The 16,139-nt window shown below is 72.5% G+C and carries 18 protein-coding genes and 1 pseudogene; 9 read left to right on the top strand and 10 right to left on the bottom strand.

The genetic code is table 11. From position 1 onward, the window contains the following. Positions 1-130: 130 nt before the first annotated feature. A complete protein-coding gene (locus BMW85_RS52025; protein WP_281249600.1) occupies positions 131-262 on the bottom strand; it encodes a hypothetical protein in 132 nt (43 codons plus the stop codon). Positions 263-347: 85 nt separating this feature from the next. On the opposite strand from BMW85_RS52025, the gene BMW85_RS24475 reads away from it, so the two are divergent. Continuing rightward, the gene (locus tag BMW85_RS24475; protein ID WP_091085551.1) at positions 348-1,190 is read left to right on the top strand and encodes an ABC transporter ATP-binding protein; all 843 of its coding nucleotides are present in this window, start codon (positions 348-350) and stop codon (positions 1,188-1,190) included. A gap of 5 nt (positions 1,191-1,195) precedes the next feature. Continuing rightward, entirely contained in the window at positions 1,196-1,438 is a 243-nt protein-coding gene (locus BMW85_RS49680) for a hypothetical protein (protein WP_091085549.1), read from the top strand. Positions 1,439-1,478: 40 nt separating this feature from the next. On the opposite strand, the gene BMW85_RS24465 is transcribed toward BMW85_RS49680, so the two are convergent. Beyond that, positions 1,479-2,405 (bottom strand): tyrosine-type recombinase/integrase, encoded by a 927-nt coding sequence (locus BMW85_RS24465; protein ID WP_245775038.1) that lies wholly within the window; start codon positions 2,403-2,405, stop codon positions 1,479-1,481. A 228-nt stretch (positions 2,406-2,633) separates the two neighbouring features. On the opposite strand from BMW85_RS24465, the gene BMW85_RS24460 reads away from it, so the two are divergent. From BMW85_RS24460 to BMW85_RS24450, 3 genes are all read left to right on the top strand, one after another. After that, positions 2,634-3,221, top strand: coding sequence for a DUF5994 family protein (locus tag BMW85_RS24460; RefSeq protein ID WP_245775037.1), 588 nt, complete (start codon positions 2,634-2,636; stop codon positions 3,219-3,221). Between the two features lie 119 nt (positions 3,222-3,340). Continuing rightward, positions 3,341-3,664 carry an STAS domain-containing protein gene (locus BMW85_RS24455; RefSeq protein ID WP_091085545.1) on the top strand — a complete coding sequence of 108 codons (324 nt, stop codon included), beginning with the start codon at positions 3,341-3,343 and terminating at the stop codon, positions 3,662-3,664. 5 nt (positions 3,665-3,669) lie between these two features. Next, entirely contained in the window at positions 3,670-4,722 is a 1,053-nt protein-coding gene (locus BMW85_RS24450; protein WP_091086314.1) for an acyl-CoA desaturase, read from the top strand. Between the two features lie 6 nt (positions 4,723-4,728). Here BMW85_RS24450 and BMW85_RS24445 read toward each other — a convergent pair whose 3' ends face one another. Beyond that, positions 4,729-5,883 (bottom strand): Tn3 family transposase, encoded by a 1,155-nt coding sequence (locus BMW85_RS24445; RefSeq protein ID WP_281249605.1) that lies wholly within the window; start codon positions 5,881-5,883, stop codon positions 4,729-4,731. Positions 5,884-5,996: 113 nt separating this feature from the next. Between BMW85_RS24445 and BMW85_RS24440 the strand changes: the two are divergent. Then, positions 5,997-6,755: pseudogene (locus BMW85_RS24440) on the top strand (LLM class flavin-dependent oxidoreductase); the annotation flags it as partial. On the opposite strand, the gene BMW85_RS24435 reads toward BMW85_RS24440, so the two are convergent. Both BMW85_RS24435 and BMW85_RS24430 read right to left on the bottom strand, forming a co-directional pair. Beyond that, complete coding sequence (locus tag BMW85_RS24435) at positions 6,752-7,171, bottom strand: hypothetical protein (RefSeq protein ID WP_143082392.1); 420 nt, start codon at positions 7,169-7,171, stop codon at positions 6,752-6,754. The pseudogene BMW85_RS24440 and the gene BMW85_RS24435 overlap by 4 nt on opposite strands. A 91-nt stretch (positions 7,172-7,262) precedes the next feature. Then, positions 7,263-7,580 (bottom strand): sensory rhodopsin transducer, encoded by a 318-nt coding sequence (locus BMW85_RS24430; protein ID WP_143082391.1) that lies wholly within the window; start codon positions 7,578-7,580, stop codon positions 7,263-7,265. A gap of 89 nt (positions 7,581-7,669) precedes the next feature. Between BMW85_RS24430 and BMW85_RS24425 the strand changes: the two genes are divergently transcribed. Then, on the top strand, positions 7,670-8,887 hold the full coding sequence (locus tag BMW85_RS24425; protein ID WP_091085533.1) for an FUSC family protein: 1,218 nt from the start codon (positions 7,670-7,672) through the stop codon (positions 8,885-8,887). Here the strand turns inward: BMW85_RS24425 and BMW85_RS24420 are convergent. Together BMW85_RS24420 and pta are read right to left on the bottom strand one after the other, a co-directional pair. Continuing rightward, positions 8,879-9,730, bottom strand: a complete 852-nt coding sequence (locus tag BMW85_RS24420; protein WP_143082390.1) for a GNAT family N-acetyltransferase — start codon at positions 9,728-9,730, stop codon at positions 8,879-8,881. The genes BMW85_RS24425 and BMW85_RS24420 overlap by 9 nt on opposite strands. Beyond that, a complete protein-coding gene (gene pta / locus BMW85_RS24415) occupies positions 9,727-11,826 on the bottom strand; it encodes a phosphate acetyltransferase (RefSeq protein ID WP_091085528.1) in 2,100 nt (699 codons plus the stop codon). Before pta ends, BMW85_RS24420 begins: the two co-directional genes overlap by 4 nt. Before the next feature lie 93 nt (positions 11,827-11,919). Here pta and BMW85_RS24410 point away from each other — a divergent pair, with 93 nt between their 5' ends. Further along, positions 11,920-12,642 (top strand): class I SAM-dependent methyltransferase, encoded by a 723-nt coding sequence (locus BMW85_RS24410; protein WP_091085526.1) that lies wholly within the window; start codon positions 11,920-11,922, stop codon positions 12,640-12,642. A gap of 149 nt (positions 12,643-12,791) precedes the next feature. Here the strand turns inward: BMW85_RS24410 and BMW85_RS24405 are convergent, their stop codons facing one another. Continuing rightward, entirely contained in the window at positions 12,792-13,568 is a 777-nt protein-coding gene (locus BMW85_RS24405; RefSeq protein ID WP_091085522.1) for an SDR family oxidoreductase, read from the bottom strand. A gap of 178 nt (positions 13,569-13,746) precedes the next feature. Here BMW85_RS24405 and BMW85_RS24400 point away from each other — a divergent pair, with 178 nt between their 5' ends. After that, on the top strand, positions 13,747-14,592 hold the full coding sequence (locus BMW85_RS24400) for a helix-turn-helix transcriptional regulator (RefSeq protein ID WP_091085519.1): 846 nt from the start codon (positions 13,747-13,749) through the stop codon (positions 14,590-14,592). A 79-nt stretch (positions 14,593-14,671) separates the two neighbouring features. Here the strand turns inward: BMW85_RS24400 and BMW85_RS24395 are convergent, their stop codons facing one another. Together BMW85_RS24395 and BMW85_RS24390 are read right to left on the bottom strand one after the other, a co-directional pair. Then, on the bottom strand, positions 14,672-15,187 hold the full coding sequence (locus BMW85_RS24395; protein ID WP_091085516.1) for a GyrI-like domain-containing protein: 516 nt from the start codon (positions 15,185-15,187) through the stop codon (positions 14,672-14,674). 99 nt (positions 15,188-15,286) lie between these two features. Next, positions 15,287-16,135 (bottom strand): cytochrome c biogenesis CcdA family protein, encoded by an 849-nt coding sequence (locus BMW85_RS24390; protein WP_245775036.1) that lies wholly within the window; start codon positions 16,133-16,135, stop codon positions 15,287-15,289. Positions 16,136-16,139: the final 4 nt, after the last annotated feature.

The raw sequence follows: 16,139 nt of genomic DNA, 5'->3' as shown, positions 1-16,139 counted from the left end.
GGCCGACGGCCGCGGCGGCGGCCTGCTTGTCGGAGCGCACCAGCTTGACGGCCCGGTCCTGCTGGCGCAGCCTTAGGCGGCGTCGATGTCGCCGCGCGTCCAGGCGGCCTGGATGTCCGGCGGCTCCACCTCACTCCGGACGAGGCCGCCGCGCAGCTCGACGAGCTGATGGGTCGACGACGGTGACGTCGGACTCGGTGAGCCCGGCCAGCTCCTTGCTGGTCACGAGCGTCCTGCCGGTCTTGCGCAGCTCGCCGAGCACGGGTGTCCAGACGCGCAGAACAAGCTGCCGTCGGTGCCCGAGCTCACGGTCTTCCAGAAGGGCCTGGCCACGAAGGACCTGCGTGATGCGTTCAGCGGATGAGCTGACCGGCGGGTCGCGCACGGCGGCGGGCGTGCGGCTCGACGGCGTCTCGCTCACCTACCGGCCGCGTTCCCGCTGGTCGCGCGCCGCGCCCGTCGAGGCGCTGCGCGGCATCACGGGCGGCTTCGGGGCGGGCGAGTTCGTGGCCGTCGTGGGGCCGTCCGGCTGCGGCAAGAGCACGCTGCTGCGGCTGGTCGCCGGGTTCGCGGCCCCGACCGCCGGGCGGATCGAGGTGGGCGGCGCGCCCGTGACGGGGCCGGGGCCCGACCGGGGCGTGGTGTTCCAGCAGCCGCGGCTGTTCCCCTGGCTGAACGTGCGGCGCAATGTCGAGTTCGGGCTGCGGACGGCGGGCGTGCCGGGGCCGGAGCGGCGGGCGCGGGCGGCCGGGCTGCTGGAGCTCGTCGGGCTCGGCGACGTGGCGGAGCGGCGGCCGTACGAGCTGTCGGGCGGCATGCAGCAGCGGGCCGCCATCGCCCGCGCGCTCGCCCCGGGCCCGGCGATCCTGCTCATGGACGAGCCGTTCGCCGCGCTGGACGCGCTCACCAGGGAACGCCTCCAGGAGGAGCTGCGCCGTCTCTGGCAGGCCACCGGCACGACCGTGCTGTTCGTCACGCACAGCGTGGACGAGGCGGTCTACCTGGGCACCCGCCTGATCGTGATGAGCAGGCGGCCCGGCCGCGTCCTGCTCGACCAGCGCTCGGCCCTTCCCCACGCGCCCGACCCGCACACCCACCCCGACTTCCCGGCGGTGCGCGAGAGCGTGGCGCTGGCCGTGCGCCGGGCCGCGGCCGACGATGACACCGACGACGTGAAAGAGGCGAGGTAGTCCGGATGCTCCGTTTTCACTGGTTCCTGCCGACGACCGGCGACGGCCACGACGTGCGCTCGGCCATCACCACGACCGACGCCTTCCGCCCGGCAGGCCGCCCGGCGAGCCTCGCGTACCTGACGCAGGTGGGCCGGGCCGCCGAGCAGGCCGGGTTCGGCGGTCAGAGAGATTTGGAACGGAACCCGGCGTTAACGGGGTTCCCACTGGTCAGCGCGGTCCCATCTCGCTCGCGCCCCCAGACGTGATAAACGTCAGACTCCGTGTCGACGCACAGGAAGCTGGTGGTCAATGGTCGGTGATGAGGGCGTCCAAGGCGGCTTCCTTGTCGGCTTCGGTGGGCAGGGCGTAGCGGCGGGTGGTGTCCAGCGAGCCGTGACCGAGGAGTTCGGCGACCAGGATGGGATCTTTGCCGTCGCGGATGAGCTGGGTGGCGAAGGTATGGCGCAGGACGTGCGGGCTGAAGGGTTCGGTGGGGTCGTCACCCAGGCCGACGGCGTCGCCGAGGCCGGTGATGATGTCGCGGGCGGCGCGGTCGCTCAGGCGTCCGCCGCGGTGGTTGAGGAACAGCGCGGCGTGGGTGCCGGCCCCCTTCCAGTCGGTGCGAGTTGCCAGCCAGTCGGTCAGGGCCTGGCGCAGGTCGGGGTGGACGGGCAGCAGGCGGATCTTGCCGCCGTCGCGGCCCTTGCCGCGGATGCGTAGTTCGCCCTTGCGGGCCGACAGGCGGACGTCGGCCAGGTCGAGGCCGACGACTTCGGAGATGCGCAGGCCGGCGTAGTAGGGCAGCAGGGCGATGGCCTTGTCGCGCGGGGACGCGGTGAGCTGGACGTGGCGGATGTAGCGGCGGGTGCGCCGGGCGTCCAGGGCGCGGGGGGCGGTGCGGCGGGTGTCGCGTTCGCGGCGGGCCTGGGGCTTGCCGAGGCCGCGGCGGGCATAGAAGTCGTCGATGGCCGACAGGTAGGTGTCGATGGTGTTGGGGGCGCGGCGGGCGTTCTTCAGATGCCGGCGGAAGTCGCGTACGGCGCCGGTGGCGGCGATGGGGTCGGTGAGCGGGTCGCCGTCCAGGGCGCCGGCGTCGGCCTGGTCGGCCAGCCAGGCCAGGTAGCCGCGCAGCCGGGAGGCGTACTTGGTCCTGGTGGAGTCGGCCAGCGGGGCGTGCGCGAGTGCGGCGGTGTAGTCGGCCAGGACGGCGGCGTGCGGGGCGGTGAGCGGCACGGCCCGCGACCGGCGTGTGTTTCCGGAAGCTGGTCCGGCCGGTTGCGTGATCTCTGAGGGCGTGTTTCCGGAAGTCACCCACCCAGTCTACTTCCGGAATTATGTGATTCCGGAAGTAGGAGGTAGACTGAAAACACCGAGGACTTCTCGAGCGTTGGCATTCAGGTCGGCGTCGCCCCCGGCGAATCATCACCGGCCTCTTCGGAGGCCTGGACAGGTCAGGCGACCATGACGCCGGCACTTCTCTCTCAACCTGCACCGCTCAGCTCCACCTCGCCCGCGATCCCACGGGTCGATTCCGCGCTACGGCTCAGTCTCCGCCCAGTGCAGAATCGGCTGGCTGTGGTGGACGGGGCCTGGTGGCCCTCCTCCTGTGACGCGGCCGCCGAACTGCCTGGCCTCATCGCCGCCGTGGACCGGCTGCTGGGTCGGGTCACGCTCCGCATCGGCCTGCATGGCGATGTGTGGCAGAACATCCCGCGCCGCATCCCGGCACGCGGGCGGCAGGTCCGCATCGGCTGGTTCCGCCACACCGATCCGCGGGTAATCACTCTCAGCTTCGCCGCCGGCGAGCCGGTCGTCCTGCTGATCGTCCCTTCGGGCACCGCCGCCGGTGCCGCCGAGGCCACACTCAAGCTCACCGCCCAGGACATCGGCGGCATGAGCATCGACGCCATCCTCACCCTCGCGCACCTGCCCGCCGACCCCGCCCCGCGTGCCACGGCCGATGGCTCGGCCCGCTGGGAAGACGAGGGCGGGTCGATCATCGGGCAGGCAGCGCGGCCATCCACGGGACGGCCGACAACGTCGGAATGACCCCGTGCCGCCTGCCGGCCGGATCGAGCGGTCCTGGCACCGCCCGTACTGGCGGCGGGCCGATCTCCGGCCGGCAGGCATCTCATCACCTTTCAGCTTCTCCCGTGAGGAGACATTCCATGACCGTCATCGACACCGCCCCGCTCGCCGGGACGAGCGCCTCGGCGCCGACCCTCGTGCATCTGTCGGGGGACATCGACATCTTCACCACAGCGCGGCTGCGCCGCCGGCTGATCAACACCCTCGATCACAGCACCGACCTGCTCATCTTGGATCTGTCCCAGGTCACCTTCTGCGGGGCAGGCGGGCTCGGTGTGCTGGTCGGCGTGCAAGGCCGTGCCCGGACACGAGGCATCACGCTGTCCCTGACCGGCGTTCCCCCGCGCGTGGCCCGGCTGCTGCGCATCACCGGGCTGGACCGCCGCTTCCCGGTCACGGCGTGACCGGCATGCCGACCGCCACCCGCACCGCCGCCGAGGCGGGCTATGACGGTCATGCGCCGTTCCCCCGCCCCGCCGCGCCAGCGCGGGCCGGCATCGTCCCGGTGACGCTGACCGCGGCGATCGTCATCGCGCCGTTCCTCGCGCTGGGCGCCGGCATCTGGCTGGCGTGGGGAAGCGGGATCACTCTCACCGACCTGCTGCTGGCCGCCGTCTTCTACGTGGTGACCGGGCTGGGGGTGACGGTCGGCTTCCACCGGCTGCTGACCCACCGTTCCTTCACCGCCCGCCCGTGGCTGCGCGTCGTCCTGGCCGTGGCCGGATCGATGAGTTTCCAGGGCAACCTCATCGACTGGGTGGCCGTCCACCGCCGCCACCACGCCTTCACCGACCAACCGGGAGACCCGCACTCCCCTTACCGCTATGGCACCGGCCTCGGCGGGCAACTGCGCGGCCTGGCCCACGCCCACCTGGGCTGGCTGTTCTCCGCCGAACCCACCTCGGCCGAACGGTATGCCCCCGACCTGCTGCGCAACGATCCGGTCATGCTGCGCATCTCGCGTGCCTTCCCCGCCTGGTGCGCCGCCTCCCTGCTGCTGCCGTTCGCGGCGGGCTGGGCGATCAGCGGCAGCCTGTACGGCGGGCTGACCGCGTTCATCTGGGCCGGCCTGGTCCGCATCGCCCTGCTGCAGCACGTCACCTGGAGCGTCAACTCCCTGTGCCACATGATCGGTGAGCGGCCGCACACCACCCGCCGCCACGACCGCTCCACCGACCTGTGGCCGCTGGTCCTGCTGTCCTTCGGCGAAAGCTGGCACAACGGCCACCACAGCCAGCCCAACTGCGCCCGGCACGGCCTCGGTCCCCGCCAGATCGACCCCTCCGCCGCGCTCATCAGCCTGTTCGAACGCCTGCACTGGGCCACCAACGTGCACTGGCAGCCCCCCGATGTCCTCGGCCACCATCGCACGGTCGCCGGCAAACACCCGCTGCGGGGCCTACCGGCTACCCGCCCGGCCAGGGGCCAGGGCGCCGCGGTCCGGCGCAGGCACCCCCGATGATGCCCGTCATCCGCCACTGACAGGGTCGTTCATCTCCTGCTGGCCGTCAGTCCTCATCGTTGGCGTCGTCGGCGTCAGGTTCACGCAGCGCCCGCCGCCCGACTGCGGCCGCTGGAAGGAATACCGGCCGTGCACATTAATGTGCTTCCTGATGAACGGGCTGAGCCGGGCGATGTCGTCATACAGCACCGGATAGCCCTGCACGCGCAGCTGACGTAAAGCGTCATCGATGTAGACGGTGTTCCACAGCACCAGGCAATTCAGAACAATGCCCAGCGCACCCAATTGGTCCTCCATTCCCTCGTAGTATCGCTGGAACACCTGGCTTTTGCGGCCGTGGAAGACCTTCTGCGCCAGATCGTGGCGGCCCTCCTGGAGGTTGCGGATGCCCTTGATGCCGCGCCGCATGCCCTCATCGTCGATCAGCGCCAGCACATGCACGCTTTTGTAAATGCGGCCGTAGATGTTGATCGCCTCGCCCATCGCGGTCGGCCGGCCGTCGCGTTGCAGCATCCGCACCACGTCGTAGAGGTTGACGGCGCTGGTGTAGATGGAGCCGACCAGACGCAGGATGTCCGGCCACCAGCGGGCGACCTTGCCCAGGTCCAACCGCCCGCGCGCCAGCGCGTTCAACGCCCCATAGTCGGCGTCGGCCTGCACCCGCCACAGCTTCTGATCAGGCAGATCGGCCAGCGCGGGCCGGTACTCCTTGTCCAGCAGATGCGCGAGCCCGAATACCAGATCGCTGTAAGATCCGGTATCGGTGACAATCACATCGGCCCGGCGGCCCTTGCCCGAGCCGAAAATGACATCTAGCGCGTGCAGGCAATCCCGGTCGGTGCCAGACACGATTTTCGACGCGATCCCGAACGCCTGATCGTTGATCATATTCAGCCAGGTTATTCCGCGCTTCGGCCCGAAATACTTCTTATTCGGCCGGGCGTACGCCGAGGGCACCGGGACGACGAACCGCATGCCGTCGATGGCCGCGACCAGGCCGCCGCCCAGTGCCTGGGCGAAACCGATCCCGGCCTGCTTGGCGATCAGGTGCGGGTTGGCCGCGCCGTAGTTGTCGGCGCGCAGGTAGGTGTGGTCGACGTAGCCGAGCCGGTACCGCTCCAGCGCGGGCACGCCCTTGACCGCGATCGGCCCGTAGGTGATGTTCAGCGCTTGATCATAGTCGCGCTGTGAAACCGAACCGAAGCTGGCGCTGGCCGCGTTCAGAGGCAGCGAAAGGCTCGACTCGCTGACCAGCGGGAACCTCGTTAACGCCGGCCGCGCTCACCCCCATCGGCGCGGGCTGCCCCGATCCGTGGATCGTCTGCGCCGCGCTCGCCCAGCAGGCGCAGTCGTTCCAGGAGATCTCCGGCGGGCGGCTGCTGCTCAACGTCGTCACCGGCGGCGACCCCGTCGAGCAGCGCGCCTACGGCGACTTCCTCGACCACGACGCCCGCTACGCCAGGACCGGCGAGTTCCTGCACGTGCTGCGCCGCTCCTGGGCGGGCACGCCCTTCGACCACCACGGCGAGCACTACCACGTCGAGCGCGGCGGGCTGGCCCGGCCGCTCGACCCGGCGCCCACGCTCTACTTCGGCGGCGCCTCGCCGGCCGCCGAGCAGGTCGCCGCCCGGCACGCCGACGTCGTCCTCATGTGGGGCGAGCCGCCGCACGCCGTCGCCGAGGCGTGGGCCGTGGCCGACCGGCTCCTCGCCGGCATGGATCCGGCCCGCGTCGAGGCGGCCCAGCGCCGCTTCGCCCGCTACGACTCCGTCGGGCAGCGCCGCATGGTGGACCTGCACGCCGGCTCCAGCCGCGACCTGGAGATCCATCCTGGGCTGTGGGCCGGGGTGGGGCTGGTCCGCGAGGGGGCGGGCACCGCGCTGGTCGGCTCCTACGCCGAGGTCGCCGCGCTGCTGCGGCAGTACGCCGAGGGGGGAGTGTCGGAGTTCGTGCTGTCGGGCTGGCCGCATCTGGAGGAGGCGTACCGGGTGGGCGAGTACGTGCTCCCACGCCTCGCCCCGGTCCCCGGCTAGCTCAGTGCTTCCGGCTCCGCCCGCCACCAGTACGACGGCCGCCGCAACGTGCCCCGGACCCGCCCGTCGCCCTTGAGCAGGTCCAGCAGCGCCTGGCTGAACTCCGGCCGCACGTCACAAGTGCAGCCGCGCCCGGCGAGCACGGCCGCCGCCAGGTCGCGCGTGCGCAGCTCCCGCCCGTCGGCGAGCGCGGCGAGCACCTCCGGCATGGCCGCCGCGGCGGGCGCGCCGCCCTCGCCGCAGTCGTGCGAGCCGGGCTGCTCACCCGGTTTCTCCGACAGGTACGCGTCCAGGCGTGTCAGGAACTCGGCGGAGGAGGACGTCACGTCCTCCGCGCCCGTCCTCGGCGGGGTTCGCGCCGGCTCGTGCTGCTCGAGCCGCCTGCGCTGACGTCTGATGCGATTACCCTTTCCCATGATCAAGGGACAGTAGCCGCTCGCCGCCGGCCGGAGCGTGTGACAACGCCCGGCCGGATCGGCAAGATTGCGTCAAACGCCGGCCCGGATCTCACGCCGCCGGGCGGTGGCTCGCCTCGTGGGTGTCGCGGGTCAGATCGACGAGCACATCCACGTCGGCGACGATCACGACCGCGTACGCGATGGCGGGGGACAGGACGGCGGGCCCGGCCAGCTCCTCCAGCGACAGCGCGTGGTGCCGCTGTGCGGGCACGACCGTCCGGTACGGACCGAGCGGCGGCCGGCCCTCCGCGCAGAAGGTCAGCTCGACGCCCGCGTTGCGCGGCCCGACGTTGAACAGGTGAAGCCGGTCCCCGGGCGCCCAGCCCTCGGTGACCGCCATCCGCTCGGCTCCGACTAACGTCCTCATGCGCGACTCCCGTGTCCTGGTGACTCCGTCCTGCCGCTACCCAGACAGACCGGTCTCTATCAGGCGGACTTGCTGGGCAGGGGACGGACATGGAGACCGAACCGGGACGGGGGCGCGACGACCGAGGTTCCCCGCTCGGCCGCATCATGCGGGGCGGGGCGGCGGCGCTCGCCAACATCCACCGGCACGGCCTCAGACGCTGGCTGGCGGCGGAGCGCGAGGAGCTCATCCAGACGATCAAGGTGACGGTCGCGTGCGTGTTCGGCTGGTGGCTGGCCGCGTACGTGCTGAAGGTCGATCTGGCGGTGCTCGTGCCCATCGGCGTGCTGCTGACGATCTCCGCCACCGCGTACGACACCGTGATACGCGGCGTGCAGCAGGTCGGCGCGGTCTTCGTCGGCATGGCGGCGGCGACGACGCTGATCTGGCTGATAGGCGTCAACGCCCTGACCCTGGGCGTGCTCGTGCTCGCGGGCCTGGTGCTGACCCGCCTGCTCAACCTGCCGGAACGCAACGTGCAGATCCCGATCACGGCGCTGCTGGTGCTCGCGCTGGGCAAGACCTACGGCTTCGCCCGGCTGGGCGACGTGCTGCTGGGCGCGGTCATCGGCATCGCCGCCAACCTGATCCTGCCGCCGCGCTTCGTCGACAACGCGTTGCGGGAGCTCGGCGACCTGTCCGGCGAGCTGTCGGAGCTGGCCCAGGACATGGCCGACGGCCTGCGCTCCGGCCTGGGGAAGGACGTGGCCGAGGACTGGCTGGAGCGGGCCAGGGACCTGTCGCGGCGCCTGGAGCAGACGGAGCAGGCGAGTGACCAGGCGGAGGAGTCGGTACGCCTGTCGCCGCGCCGCCGCCGCTACGACCGCCGGCTGCGGCAGGTGTCCGAGGCCGCTACCTGCCTGGACCACGCCTGCCACCAGTTGAGGGGCGTGGCCAGAGGGCTGGCGGACCTCGTGTCGGGCGTACGCGGGCTGCCGGCGCAGGAGGCGGCCGAGGTTCCCCGCCCGCTGGCCGAGGAGCTGGACGCGCTGTCGCGGCTGTTCGGCACGTTCGGGCGGTTGCAGCTCGGCCGGGGACGCGAGGAGGACCTGCGGGAGCTGCGGGCGGCCCTGCGCGAGGGCGAGCGTCAGCAGCACGTCTCGCTGTCGATGTTCGGCCGGACGCGCGACGACCGGCTGCGGACGCTGCAGGGTTCGCTGCTGGAGGACTGCGCCCGCATCCGGCACGAGTTCGACCCCGACCACGGTCCGCACCGCGACGCCTTTCCCCGGCCGCCGGCCAGGAGGTCCGGCGAGGGCTCAGCCTAGGTCGGGGTGGGGGACGTACCGGTCGGGGCGCAGGCGGGCGAGCGCGGCCTCGTCGGCCATGAACGTGTCCTGGTCGGCGATGCGCCAGCCCGCGCCCAGCAGCAGGGGTACGAGGGGATGCGGGCCGGGGACGGCGATCCGCCCGGTCCGCGCGCCGGTGGCGGCCAGGGCGCCGAGCACCGCGTCCGCGCACTCGCCCGGCGTGGCGCCGCCCGCCGGGCCGATCAGGGCGCCGTCGCCCAGGCGGCGGGCGAAGGCGTAACCGCCGGCGCCGGTGGCGTGCGGGGTGACGTCCGGCTGGGCCGCGTACCAGGCGAGGGTGCCGGGGCGGGCGCCGCCGGAGGCGCGGGCGTCGGCGTCGGCGATCTCCTCCGGCCGGGCCGCGCGCACGGTCGGCGCGGGCAGCGGCGCGGCGGGGCCGGTCAGGTAGAGCAGCGGGGTCCAGGGACGCAGCCCGTGCCGGACGTACAGGGCCAGGGCGCGGGGGTCGGAGCTGGCGAAGGTCACCTTCGGACCGTCGCCGGCCAGCAACTCGGCCAGCAGGGCCCGGCCGACGCCGCCGGACTGCCGGTCGGGCAGCACGAACAGGTCGCCGAGGTGGGTGAGATCCGCCCGGCGCAATGTCCCGCCGAACCCGGCGGCGTCCTCGCCGGAAGCGGCGTCGGAAGCCGCGCTGCCGCCCGGCGCTATCAGGAGGGTGCCGAACGCGCGCTCGGCGTCCAGGAAGTCCGCCCCCTGCGGCCAGCCGCTGAGCAGCCCGAACCGGCGGGCGATGCGCCGTACGGCGGGCATGTCGGCGTCCGTGGCGGCGCGCACCGCGGTGGGCCGTGGACCGGCGCTCATCGGCCGGGACCGGGGGAGAGTGCCACGTCCGCGCCGCTCGTCACGGGCTCGGCGGGGACGTCGTCGCGCACCTGTGCGGCCGTGATGGCGACGGTGGTGACGATGTCGGCGACCGTCGCGCCCCTGGACAGGTCGTTGACCGGTTTGCGGAGGTTCTGCAGCACCGGTCCCACCGCGACCGCGCCGGCGCTGCGCTGCACCGCCTTGTAGAGGTTGTTGCCGGTGTTGAGGTCGGGCACCACGAAGACGGTGGCGCGGCCGGCCACCTCGCTGCCGGGCATCTTGGCGTGGGCGACGGCCGGATCGATGGCGGCGTCGTACTGGATGGGGCCCTCCACCGGCAGGTCGGGGCGGCTGCTGCGCACCAGCTCGGTCGCCTCCCGCACCTTGTCGACGTCCGCGCCCGCGCCCGAGGCGCCCGTCGAGTACGACAACATCGCGATCCGCGGCTCCACCCCGAACAGCGCGGCCGTGCGGGCGGAGGCGATCGCGATGTCGGCGAGCTGGGCCGCGTCCGGGTCGGGGTTGACCGCGCAGTCGCCGTACACCAGCACCCGGTCGGCCAGGCACATGAAGAACACGCTGGAGACCAGCCCGAGGCGCAGCAGCTCGAACGCCGGCCGGATGGTGTGCGCCGTGGTGTGCGCGGCCCCCGACACCATCCCGTCGGCCAGGCCGAGGTGCACCATGAGCGTGCCGAAGTAGGACACGTCGGTGACGGCGTCGCGGGCCAGTTCGACGGTGACGCCCTTGTGGGCGCGGAGTGCGGCGTACTCGCGGGCGAAACGCTCGCGCAGCTCGGGGTCGAACGGGCTGATCACGGCGGCCCCGTCCAGGTCCAGGCCGAGCTGGGCCGCCTGCGCCGCGATGCGCTCGCGGTCGCCGAGCAGGGTCAGCTCGGCCACGCCGCGGCGCAGCAGCACCTCGGCGGCGCGCAGGATGCGCGGCTCCTCGCCCTCGGGCAGCACGATGCGGCGGCGGCGGGCCCGCGCCCGGTCCAGCAGCTCGTACTCGAACATGAGCGGCGTGACGACGTCGGTCCTGGCGATGGCCAGCCGGTCCAGCAGCACCTGGCCGTCCACGTGCTCGGCGAACAGCCGCAGCGCCGTGTCGATCTTCCCCGCGGCGGCGGGCGTGAAGCGGCCCTCGACGGCCGACAGGCGGGTCGCGGTGTCGAACGTGTCGTGGTCGGTGGCGATCACCGGCAGGGGGATGACCATGCCGCGCAGCAGGCGCTCGACCGGGGCGGGCAGCTCCGTGCCCCCGGTCATGATCACCGCGGACAGGGAGGGGAAGCCCGGCGAGGTGTGGGCGGCGATCAGGCCGGGCAGCAGCGCGGCGGCCCGGTCGGACGGGATGATCAGCGCGGTGCCCTCGATGTAGCGGTCGAGGATGTTGGGCAGCGACATCGCGCCCACCGTGAGCCCGCTCGCCTCGCGGCCGAGCCCTTCGCGATCGCCGAGGAAGAACCGGCCGTCGCAGGCCTGCAGCAGGTCGGCGACGGTCGGGGCGCGCAGGGACGGGGCCTCAGGCAGCACGAACACGGGCGTCGGGTGCTTCAGCGCGTCGCGCAGCCCGGCCGGCTCGTCCGCGCGGGTGACGACGACGGCGAGTTCGCGGGCGTGGTGGTGGACGAGCTGCCGCGTCGACAGCTCCACGGCGGCGGCCACCTCGGCGGCGGTGCGGTTCCTGGCGCTGACCACGTTGAGCACGGGCGTGCCCAGGTCGGCGGCGAGCCGGGCGTTGAACTCGAACTCGGTCGGCGCGCCCACGTCGGTGTAGTCGGTGCCGACGACCACCACGGCCTCGCAGCGCCCGGCCAGCTCGCGGTAGCGGGCCACGATGTCGCCGGCGGCGCGGTCGGCGTCGGCGTGCACCTCGTCGTAGGTGACCCCGGCGCAGGCGTCGTAGGGGAGGCCGAGCTGGAAGCGGCTGCGTACGGTGTTGATGAGGTTGTCCTCGCGGCCGGCCCGCACCACCGGCCGGAACACGCCCACCGCCCCCACCTGCCGGGACAGCAGCTCGACCATGCCGAGGGCGACCGTGCCCTTGTTGCTCTCCGCCTCGCCCGCCGCGACGTACACCGCACGTGTCATGCGCCCATTCTGTCCCGCCGGACCGGTGGTCCGGTGCACGGGCGGACGTTTATCCGGTGGCGGCGCATCCGGCGCTGTGCCTAGGGTCGCGGCATGGCAGAGGAGTTCGAGGACCCGCGGCTGGCCGCCGTGTACGACCCGCTCGACCCCGACCGTTCTGACCTCGACGTCTACGCGGCGATCGCGGCCGAGCTGGGCGCGCGCACCGTGCTGGACGTCGGCTGCGGCACCGGGACGTTCGCGCTGATGCTGGCCGGGCGCGGCCTGGAGGTGACGGGCGTCGACCCGGCGGGGGCGTCGCTGGCCGTCGCCCGCGCCAAGCCGGGCGCCGAGCGGGTGCGCTGGATCCACGGCGACGCCCGCGCGCTGCCGCCGATGGCCGCGGACCTGGCCACGATGACCGCGAACGTCGCCCAGGCCATCGTCGAGCCGGACGACTGGGCCGCCACCCTCGACGGCGTGCGCCGGGCGCTGCGGCCGGGCGGGTGGCTGGTGTTCGAGACACGGGTGCCGGCCCGCCGGGCGTGGCTGGGGTGGAACCGCGCGGAGTCCCACCACGTGACCGACGTCGAGGGCGTGGGCCGGGTCGAGCAGTGGTTCGACCTGCTCGACGTCAGCGGCCCGCTGGTCACCTTCCGCGGGACGTGGGTGTTCGCCGCGGACGGGGCGGTGCTGACGTCGGAGTCCACGCTGCGGTTCCGGGAGCGGGAGGAGGTCGAGCAGGACCTGGACGCGCACGGATACGTCGTGGAGGAGGTCCGCGACGCCCCGGACCGGCCGGGCCGCGAGTACGTGTTCCTGGCCCGCGTCCGGTGACGCTTCGTGACGGCGGGTGACATAACCCTGCCTTGACGTCACTCTGGGTGACGAGCGACGCTGGGAGGTGTCAACGCCCGCCCGCAGGGGCCGGCCGGGCTTCTTCCCTGGTCCTCAAGGCCCGGCCGGCCCCTGCCCTTGCCGCCGGGTCAGCTCGCCTGGCCGGTCGGCATGATGGTGACCTGCTGGAGGTTCGCCCGGGGCGGCAGGCTCGCGAGGAACCCGATCGCATGCGCGACGTCTTGCGGCGTCAGCCACTCCATCGCCTGCTTCGACCCCTCCAGCCAGGCCAGCGCCCCTTCGTCGGTGACGTGGTCCTGCAGCTCGGTGCCGACGATGCCGGGCTCGACCGCCGACACCCTGACGTTCTTCGGCCCCAGCTCGGTCCGCAGGTGCCGGGACAGGTGGGTGACGTACGCCTTGGTCGCCGAGTACACGGCGAAGTTCGGGAAGATGTTCTGCGCCGCGATCGACGAGGTGTTGACCAGGTCGGCGACTCCGCGTTCGGCGGCCGTCTTGACCAGTTGGGGGACGAACGCCCCGATGGCGTTCATCAGTCCCGTGATGTTGAGGTCGATCTGGTGCCGCCACTGGTCGGTCGCCAGCTCCTCCACGGGGGCGGGCAGCATGACGCCCGCGTTGTTGAACAGCAGGTCGGCGCCGCCGAGCTCGTTCGCGACGCGCTCGGCGGCCGCGCGCACGGCCGCCTCGTCGGTCACGTCGGCGGCGAGGGCCAGGGCTCGGCCGCCGGCCCGCGTGACGCGGGCGACCAGGGCGTCCAGGCGCTCCGCGCGCCGGGCCAGGGCGACGACGTGCGCGCCGAGCTCGGCCAGGTGCTCGGCGGTGGCCTCGCCGATGCCGCTGGAGGCTCCGGTGACGACCGCGACGCGGCCGGCGAGGGGACGGGCGAAGGTGTGCGTGGTCATGAGAGGTGCGTCCTTTCCGGGTTCCTGTGCGGGAGTGCCGCCTCTTCAGCACACCACCCCGTGACCCCTCGCCAGAGGGCTCGGACGCGCCCTGACCAGGCAGGTTCCCGGGAGGCAGGTACTGACAGGGCCACCCGCGGCGCGGTCCGCCGGTCGCCGTCCGGCGACAATGGGAGGCATGGACCGTAGCCGCGAGCTCGCCGACTTCCTGCGCTCCCGACGTGCCCGGATCACTCCCGACCGGACGGGGCTCCCCGCCGACGGCCGGGCCCGGCGGGTGCCCGGGCTGCGCCGCGACGAGGTCGCCCGGCTGGCCGGGGTCAGCACCGAGTACTACACGCGCCTCGAACAGGGCCGCGCGGGCAACCCGTCGCCCGAGGTCGTCGAGGCGCTCGCGCGGGTGCTCGAACTCGACCTCGCCGAGCGTGAGCACCTCAGCGACCTGCTCACCCGGCCGGCCCGGCGGGCGCCGGTCAGCCCGCAGCGCGTCCGGCCTGGGCTTCACCTGATGTTGCGGACGCTCGACCATGTGCCCGCGTTCATCGTGGGGCGGCGTACGGACATTCTGGCCGCCAACCGCCTGGCCCGGACCGTCCTGACGGACTTCGACGCCCTGCCGGTCCCGCAGCGGAATCTCGCCCGTTACTACCTGCTGGATCCCGCCGCCCGGGAGCGTACGGGGGACTGGGAGCGCATCGCCGCCGAGACCGTCGCCATGCTGCGGCTCGAAGCCGGCCGTTACCCCGGGGACCGCCGGCTCGCCGACCTCGTGGGGGAGCTGACGTTGCGCTGCCCGGAGTTCAGCGCCTGGTGGAACGACCATCGGGTGCTGCGGCGCACGCACGGCTCCAAGCACTACCATCATCCGCTGGTCGGGGAGCTGCACTTCTCGTACGAGTCCCTGCAGCCTCCGGGGGACCCCGACCAGACGTTGTGCGTGTACAACGTGGAGCCGGGCTCATCGACCGAGCAGGCCCTGCGCCTGCTCGCCGACTGGACGACTCCTTATGAATCTACAATGTAAAGGCGTCGGGGCCGTACAAAAACCTAAAGATCAACAATGGAACGGGCTTCGCCCGTGCACATTCAACAAGAAGAAGGGCTTATCGTCGCGCAACCGGCTGCCTGAGCAGAGTCTTGGGCTCAGGGTCGGTGAAGTCGGTCAGATAGATCTCGTGGTGCAGGCCGTTGCGTACCAGGCCGTGCTCGGCCATGAAGGCGTCCATCACGTCGAGCGACACCTTCTCCTCGCTGTAGGGCCCTTCGTGGAGCAGCTCCACGCACTCGCCCTCGGTGAAGACGACCACCTGGACGCGGTCGACGGCGGCGCCGGACGCGCGGGCCTGCTCGCGCGCCGCCTCGACCGTTCCGGGTTCGGGTACGTCGGGCAGGGGCAGCAGTAGATGCCATCGCCACTGGTCGCGGGGCACTTCCAGTGGCGGCAGGGTGGTGTCCTCCACCCACCAACGGCCTTCGAGGGGGCCGGCTGGGCCGCCCATGGCGGCGGCGACGGCGTGGAGGGCTCGGATGGCCGAGAGGTGTTCGGTGCCGCCGGGTTCGCCCATGCCGGTGACGTTGAGGCAGGTGGTGGGGTCGTGGTGGACCAGTTGCGGTGTCATGGGTCCCTTCTGGGGGATCGTCGGCTGGCCGGGCGGGGATGGTTGCCCGGGTTGGAGTCCTCAGCATGGGGTCTCACTGTGTGGGGAGAGTCCAGTCGTTCAGCGGGCTGGGTCGCGGCGGCGTGCCGTGCGCAGGATGAGCGTCGCGAGGGCGAGCAGAAGGGCGAGCGCGAGGGCGAGCCGTCCTGGGCCGAGTTCGGTCACCCAGCCGGCGATGGTGGTCTGTGCTGTGGTCACGGTGCCCACGATCGGGTCGTCGGCGTTCTGGCCGGCGAAGACGCGTAGTTCGTACCAGCCGTAATACAGCACGTACAGGCCTGCGAGGGTGAGCAGGGCGCCGCTGGCTCTGGAGACGTATGGGAGCAGTCGCCGTAGCCGGGTCACGACGGCGGCGCGGGCCAGCGCGACCGCCAGCGACAGGATGGCGATGATCAGGCCCATGCCCAGCGCGTACGCGGTGAAGGCCGCGGCCCCGCCACCGATTCCTTGTCCGGACAGTGCGGCCGAGGTGACGGCCAGGAACGGTCCGGCTGTGCATGACAGGGAGGCGACGGCGTACGACAGGCCGTAGCCGTACAGGGACAGTGGTGAGGTGGTGGGGCGGCCGGTGGCGAGCCCTGGGAGGCGCAGCATGATCTCGCGGCCGGACAGCAACCACAGGCCCAGTGCGACCAGGATTGCGCCGATGGCCAGGGTCGCCCATGGCAGGTGGCTGCCTGCCGATACCGCCAGTATGGTCACGACCAGTCCGAACAGGCCGAAGACGGTGACGAATCCGGCGGTCATCGCGGCTGCCAGGACGAGTGCCCGGCGGATGGGACGGGTCTGCTTGTCGTTGATGAGGAGGGTGAGGTAGGCCGGGAGCATGGCGAAGCCGCATGGGTTGAAGGCGGCCACCATGCCGGCGGTGAGCGCCAGGGCCAGGGGCGTCTGGGTGAGGGTGGTCACGGCG

Origin of the sequence: Nonomuraea wenchangensis (assembly GCF_900111685.1) — a bacterium.
Lineage (GTDB): Bacteria > Actinomycetota > Actinomycetes > Streptosporangiales > Streptosporangiaceae > Nonomuraea > Nonomuraea wenchangensis.
This window is presented reverse-complemented; position numbering and strand designations above follow the sequence as displayed.

Coding starts and splice junctions, on each gene's coding strand:
- BMW85_RS24425 (WP_091085533.1), top strand. CDS start 7,670: ATGGAGACCGAACCGGGACGGGGGCGCGACGACCGAGGTTCCCCGCTC.
- BMW85_RS24455 (WP_091085545.1), top strand. CDS start 3,341: ATGACCGTCATCGACACCGCCCCGCTCGCCGGGACGAGCGCCTCGGCG.
- BMW85_RS24410 (WP_091085526.1), top strand. CDS start 11,920: ATGGCAGAGGAGTTCGAGGACCCGCGGCTGGCCGCCGTGTACGACCCG.
- BMW85_RS24430 (WP_143082391.1), bottom strand. CDS start 7,580: ATGAGGACGTTAGTCGGAGCCGAGCGGATGGCGGTCACCGAGGGCTGG.
- BMW85_RS24450 (WP_091086314.1), top strand. CDS start 3,670: ATGCCGACCGCCACCCGCACCGCCGCCGAGGCGGGCTATGACGGTCAT.
- BMW85_RS24475 (WP_091085551.1), top strand. CDS start 348: ATGCGTTCAGCGGATGAGCTGACCGGCGGGTCGCGCACGGCGGCGGGC.
- BMW85_RS24420 (WP_143082390.1), bottom strand. CDS start 9,730: ATGAGCGCCGGTCCACGGCCCACCGCGGTGCGCGCCGCCACGGACGCC.
- BMW85_RS24400 (WP_091085519.1), top strand. CDS start 13,747: ATGGACCGTAGCCGCGAGCTCGCCGACTTCCTGCGCTCCCGACGTGCC.
- BMW85_RS49680 (WP_091085549.1), top strand. CDS start 1,196: ATGCTCCGTTTTCACTGGTTCCTGCCGACGACCGGCGACGGCCACGAC.
- BMW85_RS24395 (WP_091085516.1), bottom strand. CDS start 15,187: ATGACACCGCAACTGGTCCACCACGACCCCACCACCTGCCTCAACGTC.
- BMW85_RS24460 (WP_245775037.1), top strand. CDS start 2,634: ATGACGCCGGCACTTCTCTCTCAACCTGCACCGCTCAGCTCCACCTCG.
- pta (WP_091085528.1), bottom strand. CDS start 11,826: ATGACACGTGCGGTGTACGTCGCGGCGGGCGAGGCGGAGAGCAACAAG.
- BMW85_RS24435 (WP_143082392.1), bottom strand. CDS start 7,171: ATGGGAAAGGGTAATCGCATCAGACGTCAGCGCAGGCGGCTCGAGCAG.
- BMW85_RS24405 (WP_091085522.1), bottom strand. CDS start 13,568: ATGACCACGCACACCTTCGCCCGTCCCCTCGCCGGCCGCGTCGCGGTC.